Consider the following 24315-nt stretch of genomic DNA (forward strand, 5'->3'; position numbering starts at 1 on the left):
ACGTACAGCTCCGGCGCGCGCTCCAGGTAGACGCCGACGAGGACCTCGGGGCCGACGCCGCGGGCCCGGAGGTGGTGGGCCAGTCGGTTCGCCTGTTCCTCCAGTTGTCCGTACGTGAGCGCCGCGCCTCCGGGGGCGCTGACGGCGATGGCATCGGGCGTCTGGCGCGCCTGGGCTTCGAAGCGCTCGTGCACGCAGGCGTCCAGGCCGAAGGGGACGTGGGTGTCGTTCCACTCGACGAGCAGCCGGTGTCGCGCAGCCTCCGAGAGAATGGGCACCTCACCCAGGTTCCGTGCCTCGACGGCGCAGAGCCCCACCAGCGCGGTGGCGAGCTGCTCCAGGAGCTGCTCCACGGCCCGCTCGTCGAGGCGGGGGGACTCGAAGTCGATGAGGAGCAGCAACTCCTTGTCGGCGTGGGCTGTCAGGGTGAGCGGGTAGTGGGTGCGCTCCTGGGCGGTGACGTCGCGGACCTCCAGCGCGCTCGCGCCCTGCATCACCGACTGCTCCACCGGGTAGTTCTCGAAGACGAGGAGGGTCTCGAAGAGCGGGGTGCCACGAGGCACCTGGCTCCAGCCCTGGACTCGCACGAGCGGCGCGGACTCGTGGGGCGAGCGCTCCACCTGCGCGGCCTGGAGCTCCTTCAGCCAGTCCACCACTCTCTGCCCGGAAGGCAGCCTCACCCGCGCGGGGATGGTGTTGATGAACAGGCCCACCATCTGCTCGACGCCCGCCAGTTCCGGTGGACGCCCCGCCACGGTGACACCGAAGAGCACGTCCTCCGCTCCGGCATGGCGCCCCAGCACCAGCGCCCACGCGGCCTGGACCAGCGTGCCGAGCGTGACCTGATGTCGTCGGGAGAAGGTGCGAAGCCGCTCCGTCGCGTCCGCGGGGACCAGGACCTTCCGTGCCCCCATCACCGGAGTCGCGCTCCGGGCCCGACCTCCCTGCTCACAGGGGACGGGCGTCGGCTCGGTGAAGCCGTCCAGCTCCCGTCGCCACCACGCCGCTGACTTCGCCGTGCCGCGCTCGCGCAGCCAGCCGATGTAGTCGCGGAACAGCGGCGGCGCCTCCATGGGCGAGGGCTCGCGGCGCAGGCGCGCGTCGTACCTCGCCAGCACCTCGTTCAGCACGCGGCCCACGCTCCAGCCATCCAACAGCAGGTGGTGGAAGCTCCACACCACGCGCCAGGTCCGCTCACGCAGGCGTACCACCGCCACTCGCATCAGGGGCGCTCGCACGAGGTCGAAGCCTCGCGCCTCGTCCTCGTTCATCCACGTGGCCTGCCGGGCCTGTTGCTGCTCGTCGGACAGGGCGCGCCAGTCCGCTTCCTCCCAGGGCAGCTCGGCCTCGCGGTGGACCACCTGGTGCGGCTCCTCCAGGCCCTCCCACGCGAAGCTGGTGCGCAGGATGGGGTGGCGCTCCATCGCCTCCCGCCACGCGAGTCGCAGGGCCGCCACGTCCAGGTCCGAATCGAGCGTCCACGCGGCCCGTTCAAAGTACACCCCCGCGCGAGGCTCCAGCCGCGCGTGGAAGAGCATGCCCTGCTGCATGGGCGACAGCGGGTAGAGGTCCTCCATCCTGGGGTGCTCGCGCAGCAGTCCGTCCAGCGTGGCCTGCGTCACGTCCGCCAGTGGGAAGTCCGAGGGCGACAGCCGCTTCGCGTCCGCCGTGTCCCGCCTCGCCACCAGCTCGCGCAGCGCCTGGCCGAAACCCTGGGCCAGCGTCTCCACGGTGGCGCGCTGATGCAGCGCCTCGCTGTAGGTGAGGGACACCTCCAGCTTGCCCTCCAGCACGTGCGCGTTCACCTCCAGCACCTGCCGGCGATGCCCGAGCGCGCTCTGCTGGGCGCCCATGGACTCATCGGCGGGAACGAGCGGGGAGTCGGGCGGCAGCGCTGAGTCGAGCTGTCCCAGGTAGTTGAAGGAGACTTGAGGCTCGGGCACTGCCGCGAGCTTCGCGCGCACGTCGTCGCGCCCGAGGTATCGCAGCATCCCGTGGCCCAGGCCCTTGCGAGGGACCCGCCGCAGCGCATCCCGCACGGCGCGGAGCCCATCGCCCGGCGTGCCGTCTTGCGGCAGCTCCACCGTCACCGGGTAGATGCTGGTGAACCAGCCCACGGTGCGGCCGAGGTCCACGTCCTCGAAGAGCTCTTCGCGGCCATGACCTTCCCACTGCACGCTGTGCAGGTGCTGGCCCGTCCAGCCGGCGAGCGCGCGCATCAGTCCGGTGAGCAGCACCTCGTCGACGCGGGCGCGCCACGCCTTCGGCAGCTCCTGGAGCAGGGCGCGCGTCTCCTCGACGTCCAGCGCGGTGCGCACCGTTCGCGCCGATGCGAGCGTGTTGTCCCCACCTGCGAGGTCCACGGGCAGCGGTGGCACCTCCGCGCTCCGGCGCAGCCAGAACGCCGCCTCTTCCTGCAGCTCGGGTCCCTGGGCGTGGGCCTCCAGCCGACGCGCCCACTCCTGGAACGACGTCGTCTTCGGAGGCAGGGCCACAGGCTCGCCCTGGCGGAGTTGCTGGAACGCCGTCCCCAGGTCCTGCAGCAGCACGCGCCACGAGACGGCATCCACCACCAGGTGATGGACAGCCAGCAGCAGCCGGGTGCCACGCGGGCCCAGGTCGAAGAGAACGGCGCTCACCAGCGGCGGGCGTGCCAGGTCAAAGCCCGACTGCGCCTTCTGGGCCTCATGCTCCAGCGCTGTCCGCTGGGCCTCCGCGTCCAGGGCGGACAGGTCCACCTCTCGCGGCTCCACCCCGTGCTCCAGGCCGGTGTTCTCCTGGCGCCAGCCGTCCGGGGTCTCCTCGAAGCGCAGTCGCAGCGCGTCGTGGTGTGCCACCAGCGCGCTCAGCGCAGCGCGCAGCAGCTCTCGGCTGGGACGCTCGCGCAGGCCCAACAGGAGGGACTGGTTGTAGTGGTGCGGCTGGGGGAGTCGCGACTCGAAGAACCAGCGCTGGATGGGCGTGAGGGGCACGGGGCCCGTCACCACACCCTGCTCGCCGCGAGAGGCTCCAGCCACGCCCACGTGGGGCGCCAGCGCGGCGATGGTCTGGTGCTGGAAGAACTGCCGCGGGGTGATGCGCAGCCCGGCCTCTTGCGCCCGGGCGATGACCTGGATGCTGACGATGGAGTCGCCGCCCAGCTCGAAGAAGTTGTCGTGGGTGCTCACACGCTCGTGCGACAGCACGGCGGCCCAGATGGCCGCCAGCGTCTGCTCCACGGGCGTGCGCGGCGCGACGTAGGCGTCCTTGGTCTTGCGCTGCCGAGGGGCCTCGGACACCAGCGCCCGGCGGTCCACCTTGCCGCTGGACGTCAGCGGCAGGGCCTTCAGCGCGATGAAGGCCGAGGGCACCATGTAGTCCGGGAGCCGCGACTCCAGCGCGCGTCGGAGCGCCGCCGGGTCCAGGGTCTCGTCTTCATCGACGGTGACCAGCCACGCCACGAGCTGCCCGCGCCCTGACGCATCCTCGAGCAGGGCGACCGCGGCCTCGCGCACCTCGGGCAGCTCCGTCAGCGCGGCTTCGATTTCTCCCAGTTCGATTCGGAAGCCCCGCAGCTTCACCTGGAAGTCGTTGCGCCCGAGGAACTCGAGGTGGCCATCCGCGAGCCAGCGCACGCGGTCTCCCGTGCGGTACAGGCGCGCACCCGGTGTGCCGCTGAACGCATCCGGCAGGAAGCGCTCGGCCGTCAGCTCCGACCGGCCCAGGTAGCCACGCGCCACGCCCACACCGCCGATGTACAGCTCACCCGGCACTCCCGTGGGCACTGGCCGTCCGCTCGCGTCCAGCACGTACAGCCGCACGTTGGGCCAGGCCTTGCCGATGTCTGGCCGCTCCGCGTCCACCTGCTCTCGCGCGGAGGCGCAGACCGTCACCTCCGTGGGGCCATAGGCGTTCACGAAGTGACGGCCCTCCACCCACCGGCGCGCCAGCTCCGGCGTGCAGGCCTCGCCCGCGGAGATGACGGACGCCAGCGCGGGCAGCCCCGCAGGGTCCAACTGTGCCAGCACCGAGGGCGTCAGCGTGGCCACGGTGATGGCCTGGGACACCAGCAGTCCCTGGAGCGGCGCGCCGGGCATGAGTGAGTCACGTGGCGCGAGGCACAGGCGCGCGCCCGCCAGCAGCGTGGAGAACACCTCGCACACCGAGGCGTCGAAGCCGATGGCCGCGAACTGCAGCACGTGGCTGTCCGGCCGGATGCGGTGCGCGCGGATGGCCGACAGGGCGGTGTTGCACAGGCCCTGGTGCGCCAGCAGCGTGCCCTTGGGACGGCCCGTGGAGCCGGAGGTGTAGATGACGTAGGCGAGATTCTCCGGCGACAGCGCCACGGCGGGGGGCTCCACCGGCTGCCGGGCGATGGCGTCAGCGTCCGCGTCCAGGCAGACCAGCAGCTCTGACTGGATGGGAAGCTCGTCCGCCAGACGCTCCTGGGTGACGATGACCGGAACGCCCGCGTCGCGCATCATCATCCCGAGCCGCGCCATGGGAGCGGAGGGGTCCAACGGCAACCACGCGCCGCCGGCCTTGAGGATGCCGAGCATGCCGACCACCACTTCCGGCGAGCGCTCCAGGCACAGGCCCACGCGCACCTCGGGCCCCACGCCCAACGCGCGCAGGTGCCATGCGAGCTGGTTGGCGCGGGCGTCCAGCTCCCGGTAGCTCAGCTCCCGTCCCTCGAAGCTGACGGCGATGGCGTCCGGGGTGCGCGCCACCTGGGCCTCGAAGAGGCGGTGGGCGATGCGGACGTCGGGCAGCGGGGTCGCCGTGTCGTTCCACTCCACCAACAGGCGCTGACGCTCTGGCTCGGACAGCAGCGGAAGGCGCGAGACGCGCTCCTCCGGCTTCGCCACGGCGCCCACCAGCATCTCGCGCAGGTGCTCGCGCATCCGCGAGACGGTGTCCTGCTCGTACAGGTCGGTGCTGTACTCGCACAGGCACTCCAGCCCGCGCGCTGTCTCGGTGACGACCCAGGTCATGTCGAACCGGGCGGTGCTCGTGGTGCTGATCTCCTCCTTTAGCACGAGGCCGGGCAGCTCCAGGTCCGTGTCCGGCACGTTCTGGAGGATGAGCTTCACCTGGAAGAGCGGCGAGTGGCTCACGCTGCGCTCGGGATTGACCGCCTTGACGAGCTCCTCGAAGGGCAGGTCCTGGTGAGCGTAGGCGTCCAGCGCCGTGCGCCGCGTCTGGCGGAGCAGCGCGCGGAACGTCGGGTCGCCCGAGAGGTCCCCTCGCATGACGAGCTGGTTGATGAAGAAGCCAATCAACCCCTCGGTGCCCAGGTGGTTGCGATTGGCGATGTCCGTGCCGACCACGACATCCGTCGCGCCCGTGTAGCGGTGCAGCAGTGCCTGGAAGGCGGCCATGACAGCCATGAAGGGCGTGACACCCTCGCGACGGCAGAGCACCCGCAGTGCCTCGGCCTCGTCAGGCGCGAGGAGCGGACCCTGGTGCGTGGAGCCTCGGAAGCCCTGCACGGGCGGGCGAGGGTGGTCCGTGGGCAGTTCCAGGAAGGGCGGTGCGCCCGCGAGCCGTTCCTTCCAGTAGTCCAACTGCCGCTCCAGCGCGGGGCCGGACAGCCACTCCCGCTGCCAGCGCGCGTAGTCCGCGTACTGCACCGGCAGCGCGGGGAGCGGCGAGGGACGTTGCGCGCTGAAGGACGAATAGAGCGTCGCCACCTCGCGCACGAGCACGGAGAGCGACCAGCCGTCGGCGATGATGTGGTGCAGCGTCAGCAGGAGCAGGTGCTCGTGCTCACCCAGCCGCAGCAAGGCGCAGCGGAAGCCAGGGCCGTGCTCCAGGTCGAAGGGGCGCCGGGCCTCCTCGTCCACCAGGTGCCGGGCCTGGGCCTCGCGGTGCTCGGGAGGCAGCGCCGTCAGGTCGATGACGTCCAGGGGCTGCGGCTCGGCGGCGCGGACGACCTGTGCCGGCGTCTGTCCGTCCATCAGGAACGTCGTGCGCAGGCTCTCGTGGCGCTCGCGCAGCGCGTCCAGGCAGCGGCGCGCCACCTCCACGTCGAGCGCGCCGGACAACCGGAGCACGGCCGGCATGTTGTAGACGGGGCTCCGCGGCTCCATGCGGTAGAGGAACCACAGCCGCTGCTGCGCGAAGGACAGGGGCCGAGGTCCCTCGTGCGGGAGGGACAGGAGCGGGGGCGGAGGCGGCTCGCCCGTGTCCCGCGCGCGCAGCGCCTGGATGCGCTCCGCCAGGCCGGCCACGGTGGGGGCTTCGAAGAGGGTGGCGATGGGCAGCTCCACCCCGAAGGCCTCGCGCACGCGCGATACCACCTGCGTGGCGAGCAGCGAGTGGCCGCCCAAGTCGAAGAAGGCGTCGTGGAGTCCGAACCGCTCCGTGCGCAGCACCGAGGCCCAGATGCTGGCGACCAGCTCCTCGGTGCCGTTCCTGGCGACTCGGGTGTCGCCGCCCGCGCCGGACGGTGGCGCGGCCAGGGCTTTGCGGTCCACCTTGCCGTTCGGAGTGAGCGGCAGGGACTCCAGCGTCACGAAGCTGGCGGGCACCATGTAGCCGGGGAGTCGCCGCTGGAGGAAGGCGCGCAGGTCGCCCGGCTCCGTCGCCTTCCCAGGATGAGGTACCACGTAGGCGGCGAGGCGCTGGTCTCCGGGCTCGTCCTCGCGCACCAGGACCACCGCGTCACCCACGGCGGGGTGCTGGCGCAGCGTGGCTTCGATTTCTCCCAGCTCGATGCGGTGGCCGCGCACCTTCACCTGCCCGTCGCGGCGGCCGAGGAACTCCAGGGCGCCATCCGGCAGGTAGCGCGCGAGGTCTCCCGGGCGATACAGCCGCGCGCCCGCGCGTCCGCTGAAGGGGTCGGGCACGAAGCGCTCGGCGGTGAGGCCCGCGCGTCCCAGGTAGCCGCGCGCCACGCCCACGCCGCCGATGTACAGCTCGCCCGTGACGCCGACGGGCACAGGGTGGAGCCGCGCGTCCAGGACGTACAGCTCCGTGTTGGCGATGGGGCGGCCAATCGGGACGATGCCGTCCACCACGCCCGTCTTGCTCACGTCGTGGATGGAGCAGCCGACCACCGTCTCCGTGGGACCGTACTCGTTGACCAACCGGACCCGGGGCGCCTGTCGCCGCCACAGCTCCACCGTCGCCGCGGGGAGTGCTTCGCCGCCGACGACGAAGGTGCCCTGGAGCGCGGCCAGCTCGGGCTCCGGCAGGAGGTTGGACAGCACCTGGAGGTGAGCGGGCGTGAGCTTGACGAGCCCGTGCCGATGCGCGCGCAGCGAGGACGCCAGCGCCTCCAGCTCCTGACCCGAGGGCAGCAGGTGGACCGTCCCGCCCGCGCACAGGGGCGTGAGGAGGCTGGTGAGGGTGGCGTCGAAGGCGATGGACGTGTGGACCGGAGCGCTCTGGCCCTCCACCACCTGGTACTCGCGCCGTGCCCAGTCGAGGTAGTGGACCAGTCCTCGCTGTGTCACCAGCGTGCCCTTGGGCAGGCCCGTGGAGCCGGAGGTGTAGATGACATACGCCAGCGAGTCACCGCCGTCGGTCGGCGGCGGCGCGTGCGTGGGTGTGCCCGCGAGCACGTCCAAAGGCCCGTCCAGGAGGACGGTGCGGGCGCCCACGTCGACGAGCCCTGGCGCGAAGGCGCTCGTGGTGAGCAGCACGTCCGCGCGCGAGTCCGACAACATGAAGCCCAGCCGCTCCGACGGGTAGGCCGGGTCCAACGGCAGCCAGGCCGCGCCCGCCTTGGTGGCTCCCAAGAGGCCGATGAGCAACTCCAGCGAGCGGTCCATGTGGAGCGCCACCAGTCGCTCGGCTCCCATGCCCAGCGAGCGCAGGTGCCACGCGAGCTGATTCGCCCGCGCGTCCAGCGCCGCGTAGGTGAGCGACCGCGCGCCGTCCACCGCGGCCACGGCGTCCGGAGAGGCCGCTACACGCGCCTCGAAGAGCGACCTGAATGTCGCCTCGGAGGGGAAGGGGGTGGCGGTGGCGTTCCAGTCCACGAGCAACCGCCGCTGCTCCTCGGGGGGCAGCGCGCAGGTGGTGTGGTGAGGCTGGTCCGCGTGGAAGGCCAGCGCGCTCAGCACGCGCTGGAAGGCGGCGCCGACCTGCTCTACCTGCGCGTGCTCCAGGTCGACGGCGTTGTAGTCCAGCTCGAGCGTCAGCTCCTGGGTGTGGGGCTCGGTCTGGAAGTGGACCGCGAGGGTGGCGTTCGTCCCCTCGGAGCGGATGATGCCCAGCGCTTCCACCTGGGAGAGCGTGCCCGCCAGCTCGTGCAGGACGTGGAAGTGCATGTAGTTGAACATGACTTCGTAGAGGGGCTCGCGGCCCCACTGCCGCTGGATGTCCGCCATGGGGTAGCGGCGGAAGGGATACAGCGCGCGCTCGGCGTCGAACGCGCCGCGGACCAGCGACGTCCAGCTCCCCGGGGCCAGCCGGAGACGGAAGGGCACGGTGTTGAGGAAGATGGCGCGCAGCCGGGAGCCGTCGCCTTCCTCGGGGCGACTGTTGACGCCCATGCCGGTGATGACGTCGTCCTGACCGCTCAGCAGGCCCATCACCTTGAGGTGGGCGGCGACGAGCACGCTCTTGAAGGGCACGCCCTCGGCGCGGGTGAGCGCGAGCAGTCCGTCATGAAGCTCTCGCGAGAGGGGCACCTTGACGGTGGCGATGCTCGGAGTGCCGGAGGCGAGCGGGCGCCGCCAGCGCGGCAGCTTCATCACCGCGCCGTCCGTCAGCGAGTCCCGCCAGAAGCGCTGATGGGGCTCCGACGCGAGCACCTGGCGCTCCATGGCCACGAAGTCCCGGTACGTCAGCGTGGTGGGCTGCTCGGGGGGAGGCTGCTGCGCATTCACCAGGGCGTGGTGGTGGTTGAAGATCTCCACCAGCGTGGAGTGGAGGCTCCAGCCGTCGATGATGGCGTGACACTCGGTGAGAGTGAACTGGAAGGACTGGTCGCCGCGCAGGTGGATGATGAAGCGCAGCAGCGGCGGCACCGCCAGGTCGAAGTGGCGGCGCTTCTCGTCCTCCAGGAGCTGCCGGATGGTGGCCTCCTGCTCCGCGTCGGACAGGTGCCGAACGTCCACGACCTCCAGGGAGAGCTTCGCCTCACGGTGGACGAGCTGCAGCGGCTCGCTGAACGTCGTCATGTCGAACGACGTGCGCAGCACGGGGTGGCGCGCGACGATGACGCGCACCGCCTCCTCGAACAGCGCCGTGTCCACGGGCGTCTGCAGCCGCAGATGGAAGCTGTCCGTGTTGTGGTAGATGTTCGAGTCCGGCGCGAGCTGCATGTGGTACAGCATTCCGGCCTGGATGCGGGCGAGCGGGTATGCGTCCTCGATGCCCGGCGGAAGCTTCGCGAGGTCCTCCTCGGAGATGAGGCTGAAGGGCTCGGTGCGAGGGAACACCTCTCGCGCGGGCTGCTCTTTCGTCGCCCCGGCCGCCTCGAGCAGCGCGGCCACTGTCTGGTGTTGGAAGAGCTGCTGGAGGGTGAAGTCCAGACCCTGGCGCCGGGCGAGCGTCAGCACGCGGATGCTGAGGATGGAGTCACCCCCCAGCGCGAAGAAGTTGTCGTGGATGCCCACGCGCCGCGTGTCCAGCACTTCCTCCCAGATGGCGCACAGGGCGGTCTCCGAGGCATCGCGAGGCGCGACGTACCGCGCCGGCTCCGCGCGCTCCTTCGAGGGCGTGGGCAGCGCCTTGCGGTCCACCTTCCCGTTGGCGGTGAGGGGGAAGCGCTCCAGCAGGACAAAGGCGCCGGGCACCATGTAGTCCGGCAGGCGGGCCAACAGGAACTGGCGCAGCTCGGCGACGCTCGGCGGGGGCTGGTCGCCGGTGGCGAGGTAGGCCACCAGCGAGCGGGTTCCTGGGGGCTCCTCGCGCACCAGGACGAGCGCCTCGCGCACGGCGGGGTGCAGGCTGAGGACGACCTGGATTTCGCCCAGCTCGATGCGGAAGCCGCGAATCTTCACCTGGTCGTCGATGCGGCCCAGGTATTCGAGCTGACCGTCCGGCGTGAAGCGCGCCAGGTCTCCAGTTCGATAGAGCCGGGCCCCTGGGACGTGGCTGAACGGATGGGGCACGAAGCGCGACGCGGTGAGGCCGGGCTGGCCCAGGTAGCCGCGCGCGAGCCCCGCGCCGCCGACGTGGATTTCGCCCGTGACGCCGATGGGCACCGGCTCCATCCGCGAGTCCAGCACGTAGAGCTGGAGGTCGGGGATGGCGAGTCCGATGGGGCTCTGCTGCGTGCGCGCGGCCTCCGCCGCCGTCATTGGCCGGTAGGTGACGTGGACGGTCGTCTCGGTGATGCCGTACATGTTGATGAGCTGGGGCCGCGCGTCCCCGTGCCGCTGAAACCAGGGCATGAGGCTCGCGGGCTCCAGCGCTTCGCCGCCGAAGATGACGTAGCGAAGCGAGAGCGGCGGTGCCTTCGACTCCAGGCGCTCCTCGGCCTGGCTGAGCTGGCGGAAGGCCGCGGGCGTCTGGTTCAGCACCGTGACGCGCTCGTCATGCAACAGCTGGAAGAAGGCGTCGGGCGAGCGCGACGTGAGGAAGGGCACCACCACCAGTCGGCCGCCGTACAGCAGCGCGCCCCACAACTCCCAGACGGAGAAGTCGAACGCGTAGGAGTGGAACAGCGTCCAGACGTCGTGCTCGTCGAAGTGGAACCAGCCCTTCGTCGCCTCGAAGAGGCGCAGCACGTTCCCGTGCGGGAGCAGCGAGCCCTTGGGTCGCCCCGTGGAGCCGGAGGTGTAGATGACATACGCGAGGCCGTCCTCCGAGACGGGAACCCCGGGCGAAGTGGTGGGCTGGTTCGCGAGGTGCTCGGCGGCGTCCTCCAGGACGAGCAGCGACACAGTGTCGGCCGGCAGTCGCTCCACGAGGTGACGCTGGGTGATGGCCACGGGCATCCGGCTGTCCGTCACCATGTACGCCAGGCGGTCCGCGGGGTACGTGGGGTCGAGCGGTACGTACGCGGCGCCCGCCTTGAGAATCCCGAGGATGCCGACCACGGTGGAGGCGGAGCGCTCCACGCACAGGCCCACCAGCGATTCTTGCGTGACGCCGCGCGCGCGCAGTGCGTGGGCGAGCTGGTTGGCGCGGCGGTCCAGCTCCGCGTAGGTGATGCGCTCGCCTTCGCTGACCACCGCGATGGCGTCGGGCCGGCGTCGTGCCTGTGCCTCGAAGCGCTGGTGCAGGCTCCCCTCGCGGGCGAAGGACTTCAGGGCCGGCCACGTCTCCAGGAGTTGGTGGCGCTCGGGCGCTGTCAGCAGCGGCCAGTCGTCCAGCCGGAGGTCCGGGTTGCCCGTGACGCTCGTGAGCAGCGACAGGAGGTGGCCGCGCAGGCGCTCCATCGTCGCGCGGTCGAACAGGTCGCTATTGTACTCGAGGACGCCGCGCAGCCCGTCGGGGCCTTCCTGCAGGTCCAGGGTGATGTCGAACTTGGAGGTGCCGGTCTCCAGCTCGACGGTCTTCAAGACGAGCCCAGGGAGCGTCAGCTCGCGCGGGGGTGCCACCTGGAGGTTGAGCGCCGACTGGAACAGCGGCGTGTACGCGAGGTTTCGCTCGGGTTGGACCTGCTCCATCAGCTGCTCGAAGGGCAGGTCCTGGTGGGCGTGCGCCTCCAGCAGCACCTCGCGCACGCGGGCCAACAGCTCGCGGAAGGTGGGGTTGCCGGACAGGTCCGTGCGCAACACCAGCGTGTTGACGAAGAAGCCGATCAACCCCTCCGTCTGGACCTGGGAGCGGTTGTTCTGCGGGGCGCCCACGACGATGTCCGTCTGGTGCGTGTAGCGCGACAGCAGGCCCTGCCAGGCGGCCAGCAGCGTCATGAAGAGGGTGGCGCGCTCCCGCTGACCCAGGGCCCGCAGTGTCTCGACGAGGGGCGGGGGCAGATGGAGGGGCAGCGCCGCGCCCCGCTGCGTCTGGAGCGCGGGCCGGGGCCGGTCGGTGGGGAGCTGAAGCACGCTCGCGCCCGCGAGCTGCCGCTTCCAGTACGCGAGGTGGGCGTCCAGCGTCCCGGGCGTCGCCAGCCAGTCGCGCTGCCACTGGGTGTAGTCCGCGTACTGGAGGGGAAGGGGCTCCAGGGCCGGCTCGTGGCCCGCGCGGAACGCCGCGTAGAGGCTCGACATCTCGTGGATGAGGATGCCGAGCGAGCCGCCATCCGAGATGATGTGGTGCAGCGTCATCACCAGGAGGTGCTCGGTGGGCGCGAGTCGGAAGAGGCGCAATCGCAGCAGCGGGCCGCGCATCAGGTCGAACGGCCGCTGGCACTCCTCGGTAGCGAGCCGCCGGGCCCGTTCCTCGCGCTCCGCCTCCGGGCCGTCACACAGGTCCACGAGTACGATGGGCGCTCGACCCTCCGGCGCGATGACCTGGACAGGGGAGCCCTCCTCCTGCGCGAACGTGGTGCGCAGCGATTCGTGCCGCTCCACCAGCGCATCGAAGGCGCGCTGAAGCGCCTCGATGTCGAGCTTCCCGCTGAGCCTCACCGCTCCGGCGATGTTGTAGCTGGGGTTCTCCGGCTGGAGGAGGTGGAGGAACCACAGCCGCTGCTGAGCGAACGAGACGGGGAAGACGAAGGATTCGGCGGTCATGGGCACTGGGTGCGAAGAGGTGGTGGCGGCCCCGCGAGGGGCGGCGCTAATCGTGCTGGGAGGGGTCCGGCAGGTTGAGCTCGGCTCGCGAGTCCGCCTGGACGCGGCGGGCCTGTCGGGGGCGGGCGACCAGCGGGGGCGGCGCGGGACGCGACTCACTGGGGCGAAGCGTCTCCAGGTGCTTCGCCATGGCGCCCAGGGTGGGGTGTTCGAAGAGGACGCGCAGGGCCACGTCCACGCGCCATGCCTCCTGGATGCGCGCGAGTGCCTGCACGGCCTTCATCGAGTGACCGCCCAGGGCGAAGAAGTGGTCGTCCACGCCGACGCGCTCCACTCCCAGCACCTCGCGCCAGATGTTCGCGAGGCGCTCTTCGTCGGGGGTGCGCGGCGCCACGTACGTGGCCGAGGCGCGCGAGTCCGTCGCGGGCGGAGGCAGCGCCTTGCGGTCGAGCTTGTTGTTCGCCGTGCGAGGGAAGGACGTCAGCACCACGAGGTGCGCGGGCAGCATGTAGGCGGGAAGATGGGCGCGCAGGTGCTCGCGCAGCGCTGCTTCGTCGAGGGTGGTGCCGGGGACGGGCTGGACGTAGGCAACCAGCGCCGGGTCGCCGGCCGGTCCCCACGGCCGCACGGCGGCCTCCGCCACGCCAGGGTAGCGGGCCAGCTGCGCCTCGATGTCCCCCAGCTCGACGCGGTGGCCGCGCAGCTTCACCTGTCCGTCGCCGCGCCCCAGGAACTCCAGCGAGCCGTCGGGCCGCCGCCGCGCCAGGTCACCGGTGCGGTAGAGGCGTGCGCCTTGACGTCCCGCGTGCGGGTCCGGCACGAAGCTCGCGGCGGTGAGGTCCGGGCGGTTCAAGTAGCCACGGGCCACGCCCAGTCCGCCCAGGTACAGCGCCCCCACCACGCCGGGGGGCACGGGCTGGAGCCACGCATCCAGCACGTGCGCCTGGGTGTTGGCGATGGGGTGACCGAGTGTAATCGGGCCGCCGGCCTCCAGTCGCGACACCGTGGACCACACGGTGGTCTCCGTGGGGCCGTACATGTTCCACAGCTCCGCGCAGCGCGCGCGCAGGGGGGCGAGCAGCTCGGAGGGCAGGGCCTCTCCGCCGCACAGGAGCTTCAGGGTGGGGAGGCCGGACCAGCCCAGCGACAGCAGCATCCGCCAGGTGGAGGGCGTGGCCTGCATCACCGTGGCACCGCTCGTCGTCAGCAGCGGCATCAGGCGCGTGCCATCCACCGCCTCCTCCTGGCTGGCGATGAACACGCACCCGCCCACGCTCAGGGGCAGGAACAGCTCCAGCACGGAGATGTCGAAGGCGACTGTCGTCACCGCGAGCAGTGTGTCCCGCTCGGTCATCCCGGGCTCGCGCCGCATCGACGTCAGGAAGTTGGCCGCGGCCTCATGCGGGACGGCCACGCCCTTGGGCAGGCCCGTGGAGCCGGAGGTGTAGAGCACGTACGCAAGGTCGGAGCCTCCGGTGGGCGCACCCGGCGCGGCGTCGGAGGCCTGGGCGGCGTCGGAGGACCGGAGCACGCGCCCGCGCCAGTCGGGGATGAGGGCCGCCAGCTCCGGCTCAGTCACCAGCGCCGCGACGCCGCTGTCCTCGAGGATGTGCATCAGCCGTGGCGCGGGGTACATCGGGTCGAGCGGGACGTAGGCCGCCCCCGACTTGAGGATGCCGAGCAGTCCGACGAGCAGCTCCAGCCCGCGCTCCAGGAAGAGTCCCACCCGCTGTCCTGGCCCCACGCCGAGGTGCCGCAGGTGGTTCGCCAACTGGTTGGCCCGCGCATCCAGTTGGGCGTAGGTGAGGGCGAGGGCGCCGAAGCGGGCGGCGGTGGCCTCCGGGCGGCGCGCGGCCTGGGCCTCGAAGAGACCATGCACGGTGCAAGGGCCCGAAAGCTCGGCCTCCGTGGCGTTCCAATCGCGCAGCAGGGAGGACTGCTCCGTCTCGGACAGCAGGGGCAGCCGTGAGACGGCGCGCTCCGGGGCGTTGGCCACCTGCTCCAGCAGGCACAGGAAGTGGGTCGCCATCCGCGCCGAGGTCGCCTCGTCGAACAGGTCGCTGTTGTAGGTCAGCTCGCTGACGAGGCCCTGCTCGGTCTCCGCCAGCGACAGCGCGAGGTCGAACTGCGACGTCCCGCTCTCCACCTCCATCAACTCCAGCGTCAGTCCGGGCAGGGCCAGCGGGGCCGGAGGCGTGTTCTGGAGGGTGAGCAGGACCTGGAACAGGGGCGGGTGGCTCAAGTCTCTCGCGGGCTGGAGCGCCTCGACGAGTTGTTCGAGGGGCACCTCCTGGTGGGCGTAGGCGGCGAGCGTGTCGCGGCGCACGTCACGGAGCAGCGCCGCGAAGGTCGGGTCTCCCTCCAGGGACACGCGCAGCGGGAGCGTGTTGGCGAAGAGGCCAATGAGTGCCTCCGTCCGAGGCGGCCGGTTGGCGATGGGGGCACCCACCACGACGTCGCGCTGGCCGCTGTAGCGGGAGAGCAGCACGCCGAACGCGGTCAGCAGCGTCATGAACAACGTGGCCTCCGCGTCGCGGGCGCGCTGCTTGAGCCGGGTGACGAGGGCGGGGGGCACGGTGAAGCGCCGCGTGGCACCGAGGTAGCGCTGCGCCACGGGCCTGGGCCGGTCCGTCGGCAGCTCGAGCAGCGCCGGAGCTCCGGCCAGATGCGCTCGCCACCACTCGACGTGCGGCTTCAAGGTCCCATCCTCCGCGCGCCGCCGCTGCCAGTGGGCGTAGTCCGCGTACTGGATGGGCAGTGCCGGCAGGGTGGCTTCCCCACCGGAGGCGAGGGCTTGGTAGTGCGCGGCCAGCTCCTGCATCAGCACGGCCAGGGACCAGCCGTCGCTGGCGATGTGGTGCAGCGTGAGCAGCAGCACGTGCTCATGCGCTTCCAATCGGAGCAGTCGCACGCGCAGCGGCGAGTCCTTCGTCAGGTCGAACGGCGCGCGAGCCTCCTCGGCCGCGAGGCGTTGGACTTCCGCGCGCCGTGCCTCGGCGGGCAGCGACGCCAGGTCCACCCGCGCCATCGTCACGTCGACGCCGGGCAGGATGTGCTGGACGGGCCGCCCGCCATCCATGGCGTAGCGCGTCCGCAGCACGTCGTGGCGCCGGACGATGGCGCTCAGCGCGCGCGTCAGGGCGTCGGCATCCAGCGCGCCCGCGAGGCGCAGGGCCGCGGGCATGGTGTAAGCGCCGGACGGCCCCTCAAGCTGTTCCAGGAACCACAGCCGCTGCTGGCTCGAGGACAGCGGTGGCGCCTCGTCACGCGGTCGGGGAGCGATGGACTCCGCGACGCCGCGCGCGGCCACCGCGGCTTGTTGGAGGAACCCGGTGACCTCGTCCTTGCGCGACTTCAGCTCGGCCTGCAGCTCTGGGGTCAACGCCCCCGGCGGAGCGCTGAAGCGCAGGCGCTCGCCCTCCAGCCACAGCTTGATGTCCAGGCCACGCAGGTGGCGCATCACCTCGTCGATGGGGCGCTGAGTAGAGAGGCTCACAGCTCGCCCTCCTCGCGCGCGGTGTCCGCTGCTTGCGGGCCCGTGGCCCAGAGGAGCGTGTCCAGATGCTCCGCCAGGTCGGCGAGCGTCGCTGCCTTGAGGAGTCGCTCCAGGGACACCTCGACCTGAAGCGTCTCCCTCAGTCGCGAGGCCACCTGGGTGGCCAGCAGCGAGTCTCCGCCCAAGTCGAAGAAGTCGTCGTGGATGCCCACGCGCGGAACGCGCAGGGCCTTCATCCACATCTCCGCGAGCGTGGACTCGGTGGGCGTGCGTGGCGCGACGAAGGGGCGCAGGGTCGCGTTCGCGGTCGGGTCGGGAGCTGGGAGCGCATGGCGGTCCACCTTCCCGCCTGGAGCGATGGGCAGGGCGTCCATGAGGACGAAGAAGGCGGGCACCATGTAGTCCGGCAACGTCTCCAGGAGGAACCTGCGCAGCTCCGCGGGCGTGACGCTCGCGCTCGCGGTGGGCACGGCGTAGGCGACCAGCCGCTTGTCGGAGCCACCGCTTCCCTCCACTGGCTCGTGGTGGACGGTGACGGCCACCGCGCGCAGGGCCGGATGCCGGCTGAGGGCGGACTCGACTTCGCCCAGCTCGACGCGGAAGCCGCGCACCTTGACCTGGTGGTCCGTGCGCCCCAGGAACTCCAGGGCTCCGTCCGGCAGGTAGCGCACCACGTCCCCCGTCTTGTAGAGGCGCGCGTGAGGCGAGCTGGAGAACGGGTCCTCGACGAAGCGCTGCGCGGTCAGCTCGGGCCGGTGAAGGTAGCCGAGCGCGAGCAGCTCACCGCCGATGTGGAGCTCTCCCGCCACGCCGATGGGCACAGGCCCCCCATGCCGGTCGAGCACGTGGAAGGTGCGGTTGGAGAGCGGTCGGCCGATGGGGATGCGCGCGGAAGGCTTCTGTCCGTGGGAGGCGGCGGGCACTTCGTGGGTCGTCGCGGTGATGAGCGTCTCCGTGGGGCCGTAGGCATTGAGGAGTCGCACCGAGCCCAGTGCACCGCGCTGCCACTGCTCCAGCACGGCGGCCAGCACGGCGTCACCGCCCACGATGACCAGGCGCAGGTGGTGGCTGGTGAAGTCAGGCGGGGACTCGTCCCAGCGCTGGGCGAGTTGCCGCCAGTAGGCCGTCGGAAAGTTCACCACCGTGAGCCGGTCCTCGATGAGGCGCCGCGCCATCTCCTCGGGCGTCCATATCGTGGGACCGCGCAGCACCAGCGTCGCGCCGACCATGAAGGTCGGGAGGACTTGTTCCAGCGAGGCATCGAAGCTGAACGACGCGAGCTGGAGGATGCGGTCGTGCTCCGTGTGCCGGTAGCGCGGGATGACGTCGTGGCAGTGGGTGACGAACGCGCCGTGCCCCACGACGACGCCCTTGGGCTCGCCCGTGGAGCCGGACGTGTAGATGACATAGGCCGGCGTGGTGGCGCCCGCGAGGTTCTCCAAATCCCCCTGGGGCCGTGCCGCCAGCGAGGCCGCGTCGGTGTCCAGACGGACGACCTTCGTATCCATGGCTGGCAGCCGCTCGGAGAGCGCGGCCTGCGTCACGACCACGGCCGCGCGAGAGTCCTCGACGAGGAAGCGCAGGCGCTCCGTCGGGTAGGCCGGGTCCAGCGGTACGAAGGCGCCACCCGCCTTGAGGATGCCGAGCAGCGCGACGAGCATCTCCGGCGAGCGCTCCAGGAGCGCGCCCACCAGGACCCCAGGCCCGACACCGAGCGCGCGCAGATGATGCGCGAGCTGGTTGGCCCGCTGGTTGAGGGTCGCGTAGGTGAGGTACTGCCCCTCGAACTCCACCGCTGTCTTCTCGGGCCGTGCCGCCGCCTGCTGCTCGAAGAGCTGGTGGACCAGGTGCTCTCGCGGATAGGCGGCGCGGTTGCGCTCGTTCCAGGTGAAGGTGAGCTGGTAGTGCTCCGTGGAGGTGAGCACCGGCAGTTGATGCAGGAGTCTCTGGGGGGCGGCCACCAGCCCTTGCAGCATCGCCCGGAAACCGCGCGCGAAGCGGGCGACGCTCGCCGGCTCGAACAGGTCGGTGTTGTAGTCGAAGTCCAGCACCAGCCCGTCCTCGACGTCGAGCACGTTCAGGCTCAAGTCGAACGCGGCGAACGCGACAGGCTGGGAGTGGAAGCTCGCCTTCAGCCCACCCATGTCGTGCAGGGCGAGCGGGCGCTCCAGGTTGAAAGTCACACCGACGAGCGGCGTGTGGCTGGTGGTGCGAGGCAGCGCCAGCCGGTTGAGCAGCTGGGCGAAGGGGTAGTCCTGGTGCTCGTAGGCGGAGAGGAGCGTCTGCTTGAGCGCCCGGAGGTGCTCCGGGAAGGGCTCGTCGCCGCGCGCGTGGCTGGAGATGGGCAGCAGGTGCGAGCAATAGCCGACGAGTCCCTCGCCGCCCTCCAGCCCGCGCCCGGAGGTGGGGATGCCCACGAGGAGCTCGGCCTGTCCCGTCAGCCGGTGGAGGAAGGCGGTGTACGCGGAGAGCAGCAGCATGAAGGGCGTGGCCTGCTGCCGCTGACCCAGCTCCCGCAGTGCCTGACTGATGGGGCGCTCCAGGCGGACGGTCTCCCGCGCGCCCCGGAAGCGTCGCGACGCGGGGTGGAGGTGGTCGGTGGGCAGCTCGATGGCGGGGATTCGCTCCACGCGCTGCTCCAGCCAGTAGCGCTCGTGGACCGCGAGCGCGCCCGTGGACTCCTGTGCCTTGAGCCAGTGGACGTGGTCGCTGGACTGCTTCGTCGCGGGCAGTGCCGGGGTGGCCCCTGTCACGAACGCCGAATAGGCCGCCGCCACCTCATGGACGACGACGCCCAGCGACCAGCCATCCACGACGACGTGGTGGGTGGTCAGCACCAGCAGGTGTTCCTGGGCGTCCAACTTGAGCAGATGGGCGCGGAACAGGGGGCCTTGCCGCAGGTCGAACGCGGTGGTGCTCTCCTTCGCGTACCAGTCGGCCTGGGAGTTGCTCCGGGCAGCGGGGGACAGCGCGGACACGTCGAGCACCGGCAGCATCATCCGGAGCTCGGGCAGGATGTGCTGCCGTTCGCCGTCCGCGTCGATGGTGGTTCTCAGGGCTTCATGGCGGTCCACGACGTACTGCAACGCGCGCCGCAGCGAGTCTTCGCGCAGCGTCCCCTCCAGCCGGAGGGTCATGGACAGGTTGTAGGCGATGGAGCCGCCCTCGCTTGCCGTGGCGAGGATCCACAGCTGTCGCTGCGCCTCCGTCAACGGCAGGGTCCGCTCCGACGCGGCGGGGACGGGGAGGCCGGGGCCCGGCTGGGGCTGGGGCCAGAAGCCACCCGCTTGCATCTCCGCGACGCTGTCCGCCACCGCGTGGACGATGGCATCGAGCTCCGCGTCGCCATGCTCGGTGGAGAGCATGCAGGTGCGCCCCTCCCAGATGTAGATGCCGCGGTCGAGGAGGTGGCAGAAGAAGAGGTCCATCTCCAGCGGCTGGAAGAGGTAGCTGGAGTTGCCGGCCACGTTGAACCGGAGGACGGAGCCTCCATGGACCATCTCCACCGGGGCCTGGGCGCGTTGGAAGACCTCGTTGACGCGCTCCACCAGTCGGGCGGCGCGCTGGTTGAGGTGCTCGTGGAGGACGGGGCCTTCGGTTTTCAGGTGAGTGAGGGTGGCGACCATCGTCGCCATGGTCAGCGGGTGCTTGCAGAACGTCCCGGCGGAGAAGGTCGTCTCGACGGCCGGATAGGAGTCATCGCCGTAGTTCCAGTCCCCGCCGTCGATGCGGTCCACGAAGCCGCCTCGGTCCGCCACGACGCCGATGGGCATGCCGCCGCCCACGACTTTTCCGTAGGTCACCAGGTCGGCCTCGATGCCCAGCCACGCCTGGGCGCCGCCGGAGTGGAGGCGGAAGCCGGTGATGATTTCGTCGAACATGAGCGGCACCCCCGCCTCGCGCGTCATCTCGCGCAGGGCCTGGAGGAACGCTCGGGGCTGGAGGTTGGGGCGGCGGCTCTGCACCGGCTCCACCACCACGACGGCGAGCTCTCCCAGGCGCTCGCGGATGATGTCGAGCGAGCGCTCCTCTCCATAGGGCAGCACGATGACGTCGTCCGCGACCTGCTGCGTGACGCCCGCGGCCATGGGGAGCGACTGCGGCTTCCCGTCGACCATCCGCCCGACGACCAGCGTCCCGTCGGAGTGGCCGTGGTAGGAGCCGGTGAACATCACGACCTTCGAGCGCCCCGTCGCCGCGCGGGCCAGCCGCAGCGCCGTCATCACCGCCTCCGTGCCGGAGTTGCAGAAGGTGACGCGCTTCATCCCGGTGAGCTCGCAGATGAGTTCAGCCGCACGGCCCGCGAGGTCCGACTGCGGTCCGACCTCCATGCCCTGCTCCAGGCGCTCGCGCAGCGCGTCCACCAGGAAGGGCGGGTGGTGCCCGAACAGGTGCACGCCGAAGCCCATGGAGAGGTCGATGAACTCGTTGCCGTCCACGTCCCAGAAGCGCGCGCCGCGTGAGCGGGTGCTGACGATGGGGTAGCAGACCTCCTTGAACTCAGCGCGGAAGTTCATTAGCCAGCGCACGTCGCTCCATCGCGAGCGGTGGGTGACGGCGTGCTGCTTCGAGCTTCGAGTCCGCCGCGTGTGGCGCTCCACGAGCGTGTCCACGTGGATCCGCTGCTTGGGCGTCAACTCCCGCTCGTTCGTGCCCTTTCGGGAGCCCGAGGCGAACGGCGATGCACCCGCGGTCGGCGGAGCGGACGGGAGCGCGGGGGCGGTGGTGGGCGTCGCGCGAGCAGCGGGAGTGACACCGGGCGCCGCGAGACTCGCGGGCGTGGAAGTGGCGGCCACCTGCGCGGCGCCAGCTTTTTCTCCCAGCAGGGCGAGCTGCTGGCTCATGAGCTGGAGCTGCAGCTTGACGATCTGCTCCAGGCCCGCGTCGCCGGGCGTGGCGGGGGCGGGGGCGGGCGTGGCGAGGGCTTCCGAGGCGGGCGTGGGCGGGAGCGTCGCGAGCGCGGGCGTGGTGTCGGCGGGAACGGTGTGGTCCAGATAGCGGGCCAGGGCGTCCAGCGTCGTCAGCTCCTCGAAGACCTGGCGCATGGTCAGCGTGACGCCGAACCGCTTCTCCACCGCCCGAGCCGCGTCCATCAAGACGACTGAGTCCGCGCCAAGCTCCAGGAAGGAGGCGTGCGCGTCCATGCGCTCGGGAGGCATCTGGAGCAGTCGGGCCAGCAGGGCGCGCAGCTCGCTCAGGAAGCGTTCCTGACGATGCACGGCGGAGGGAGCGGTCATGGGAGCCTGCGAGGACAGAGAAGAGGGAGTGGCGTCCAGCCAGTAGCGCTGGCGCTCGAAGGGATGGGTCGGCAGCAGCACCCGGGGGGCGCCGTGGCCCGCGTGGAGCGCGCGAAGGTCCACCGGGACGCCTCGGACGTAGAGGGCGCCCAGGGTGCCCAGGAGCGTCTCCCAGGCGTCGCGCTGCTTTCTCAGGCTGGGGAGCCACTCGGCCCCGCCCTCGGGGAGGCAGCGCTTCGCCATGCCCAGCAGCGTGTCGTGCGGTCCCAGCTCGACGAACAGCGAGGGGCCCTTGGCCTCCGTGGCCGCGCGCTGGATGCCCTGGAGGAACTGCACGGGCTCGCGCACGTGGCGGCGCCACTCCCGCGCGGTGGGGGCCGTGGCCAGGGGCGCTCCGGTGAGGTTGGAGATGAGCGTCAGGCGCGGCGGCTGGAACGCGACGCCGGAAGCGGCCTGCTCGAACGCGTCGAGCATGGGCTCCATCAGGGGCGAGTGAAACGCATGCGACACCTGGAGCGGGCGGGCTTCCACGCCTCGTGCCTCCAGCGCCTGGACCACGCGCTCCACCGCGGCCCGCGCTCCGGAGATGACGACGTGGCGCGGGCCGTTGATGGCGGCCACCTCCACCGCGCGCTCGGACGCCAGCGCGGCGCGGACAGTCGCCTCGTCCGCCATGAGGGCGACCATGGTCCCCTCGGGTGGCAAGGCCTGGATGAGGCGGCCACGAAGCGCGAGCAGGCGCAGCGCGTCCTCGAGCCCGAGCACTCCGGCCGCGTGCGCGGCGGCGAACTCCCCCACGCTGTGCCCCAGGACGGCGTTCGGCTTCACGCCCCACGAGCCCCACAGCTCCGTCAGGGCGTGCGCCACCGCGAACAGGGCGGGCTGGGTGTAGCGCGTCTGGTGAACGCGGGCTTCGTCGTCACCGGGCCCCGGGAAGAGGAGCGACTTCAGCGACACGTCGAGGTGCGGGCGAAGCAGCGCGTCGCAGCGCTCGATGGCCTCGCGAAAGACGGGGGCGCTCTCATGGAGCGCGCGCGCCATGCCGGGGTACTGCGCGCCCTGGCCGGGGAAGAGGAAGGTGACGTGTGGAGGGGCCTCGCGCCGCGCCTCACCGTGGTGCAGGCCGGGGACGTCCTCCCCTCGGAGGAACGCGCCGAGCCGCTCCGACAGCTCCTGGTGCGAGCCCGCCACCACGGCGAGCCGGTGCGGCCAGTGGTCTCGACCCGTCGCGGCCGTGAAGCACAGCGCCTGCATCGAGGGCGCGTCCGACGAGGCGAGCAGCTCTCGATAGTTCTCGACCAGGACGCGCAGGGCCGTCGCGGTCCGGGCGGACAGCGTCAATAGATGATGAGTGCGCGCGGGCGGGCGCGTGGCCTCATGAGGACGCGCGGGAGGATCGCCGAGGATGACGTGGGCATTGGTCCCCCCGAAGCCGAAGGCGCTCACGCCCGCGTACCGCGCTCCCGGTGCCTGGGCCCAGGGCTCAAGCCGCGTCGGAATCTGGAAGGCGGGCTGCCGCAGCGTGATGTGCGGATTGAGCTGACGGAAGAGGGCCTGCGGGGGAATCTCACCGTGCTGCAACGTCAGGACCGCCTTCACGAGCCCGGCGATGCCAGCGGCGGCTTCCAGGTGGCCGATGCTGCTCTTCGCGGAGCCGAGGTAGCAGGGCTGTGACGTGTCGCGCCCCTGGGCCAGCACGGCCTGCAGAGCGTCGACTTCGATGGGGTCGCCCAGCGGCGTCCCCGTGCCGTGGGCCTCGACGTAGCCGATGCTCGCGGGGGGAAGGCGCGCCTGTCGGAGGGCCTGGCGGATGACGTCCTGCTGCGCTGCGCCGCTGGGGGCGGTGAGGCCATTGCTGGCGCCGTCATGGTTGACCGCCGAGCCATGGAGGACGGCGAGGATGGGGTCGCCCGCTGCGAGCGCGTCCTTCAGTCGCTTGAGCACGATGACGCCGCAGCCCTCGGAGCGGACGTAGCCATCCGCGGAGGCATCGAAGGTCTTGCAGCGGCCATCGCCCGCCATCATCCCCGCCTGGGAGAAGGCGATGGTGAGCTCCGGGCTCAGGATGGCATTCACCCCGCCGACCAGGGCCAGGTCGCACTCCTGGGCGCGGAGGCTCTGGCGGGCCAGGTGCACGGCGACGAGCGAGGAGGAGCACGCGGTGTCCACCGCCATGCTCGGCCCCCGCAGGCCCAGCAGGTACGAGAGGCGGTTGGCGGCGATGCTGTGGGCGTTGCCCGTGCCCGCGTACGCATCCAGCAAGGCGGGGTCGCTGAACTGTTGCCGCGAGTAGTCCTGGGTGCTGATGCCCACGAACACCCCGGTGCGGCTTCCCTGGAGGGCCTTGGGGGCGTGACCACCGCGCTCCAGCGCCTCCCACGCGACCTCCAGCAGCAGCCGCTGCTGAGGGTCCATCCGGTGCGCCTCGCGAGGGGAGATGCCGAAGAACAGCGGATCGAAAGCGTCAATCCCCTCGACGAAGCCGCCCCAACGCGTGTTCGTCGTTCCGGGCGCCCCCGGCCCAGCACCGTGGAAGCGCCGCGAGTCCCATCGGCTCGGGGGCACCTCCGTGATCGCATCGCCACCGCGTTGCAACAGGGCCCAGTACGCCTCGGGTGAGGGAGCCCCCGGGAAGCGGCATGCCACCGAGGTGATGGCGATGGCGTCGTCCAGGTCCACGGAGGACTCCGCCTCGGGAGCCTCGGGGGTGGGAGGTGTCGGCGCGAGCTGTCCGGCCAGATGCCGGCTCAGGGCGTCGATGGTCGGGTGCTCCCACAGGGCGGTGGGGGAGACGTCCTGCTCCAGCCAGTCCGCGAGCTCCCCCGTGAGGAAGACCGCCTCCTTGGACGTGAGGCCGTAGGTGACGAAGGGTTCGTCGAGCTTCACCTCCGAAGGCGGCACCCCCGCTTCTTCGGCCACGGCGGCGACGAGCCACGCCACGAGCTGCTCGAACGTGCGAGGGGAACCGGAAGACGGCGGGCTTGATGAACGAGCGGAGGTTGTCAAGATCTAAATTAGT

Annotated in this window: 3 protein-coding genes; all 3 read right to left on the minus strand. The window is 71.3% G+C overall.

All coding sequences use genetic code 11. The annotated features are described in order from the left end of the window. The coding region (locus ACN469_RS27040; RefSeq protein WP_498772225.1) for a non-ribosomal peptide synthetase at positions 1–12563 on the minus strand (12563 nt) is incomplete at its 3' end. A gap of 46 nt (positions 12564–12609) precedes the next feature. Beyond that, positions 12610–16059, minus strand: a complete 3450-nt coding sequence (locus ACN469_RS27045) for an amino acid adenylation domain-containing protein (RefSeq protein WP_498772227.1) — start codon at positions 16057–16059, stop codon at positions 12610–12612. Beyond that, positions 16056–24236 carry an amino acid adenylation domain-containing protein gene (locus tag ACN469_RS27050; protein WP_498772229.1) on the minus strand — a complete coding sequence of 2727 codons (8181 nt, stop codon included), beginning with the start codon at positions 24234–24236 and terminating at the stop codon, positions 16056–16058. The genes ACN469_RS27045 and ACN469_RS27050 overlap by 4 nt, the downstream gene beginning before the upstream one ends. Positions 24237–24315 lie beyond the last annotated feature (79 nt).

The sequence above is a fragment of the Corallococcus terminator genome (assembly GCF_049194865.1).
GTDB lineage: Bacteria > Myxococcota > Myxococcia > Myxococcales > Myxococcaceae > Myxococcus > Myxococcus terminator_A.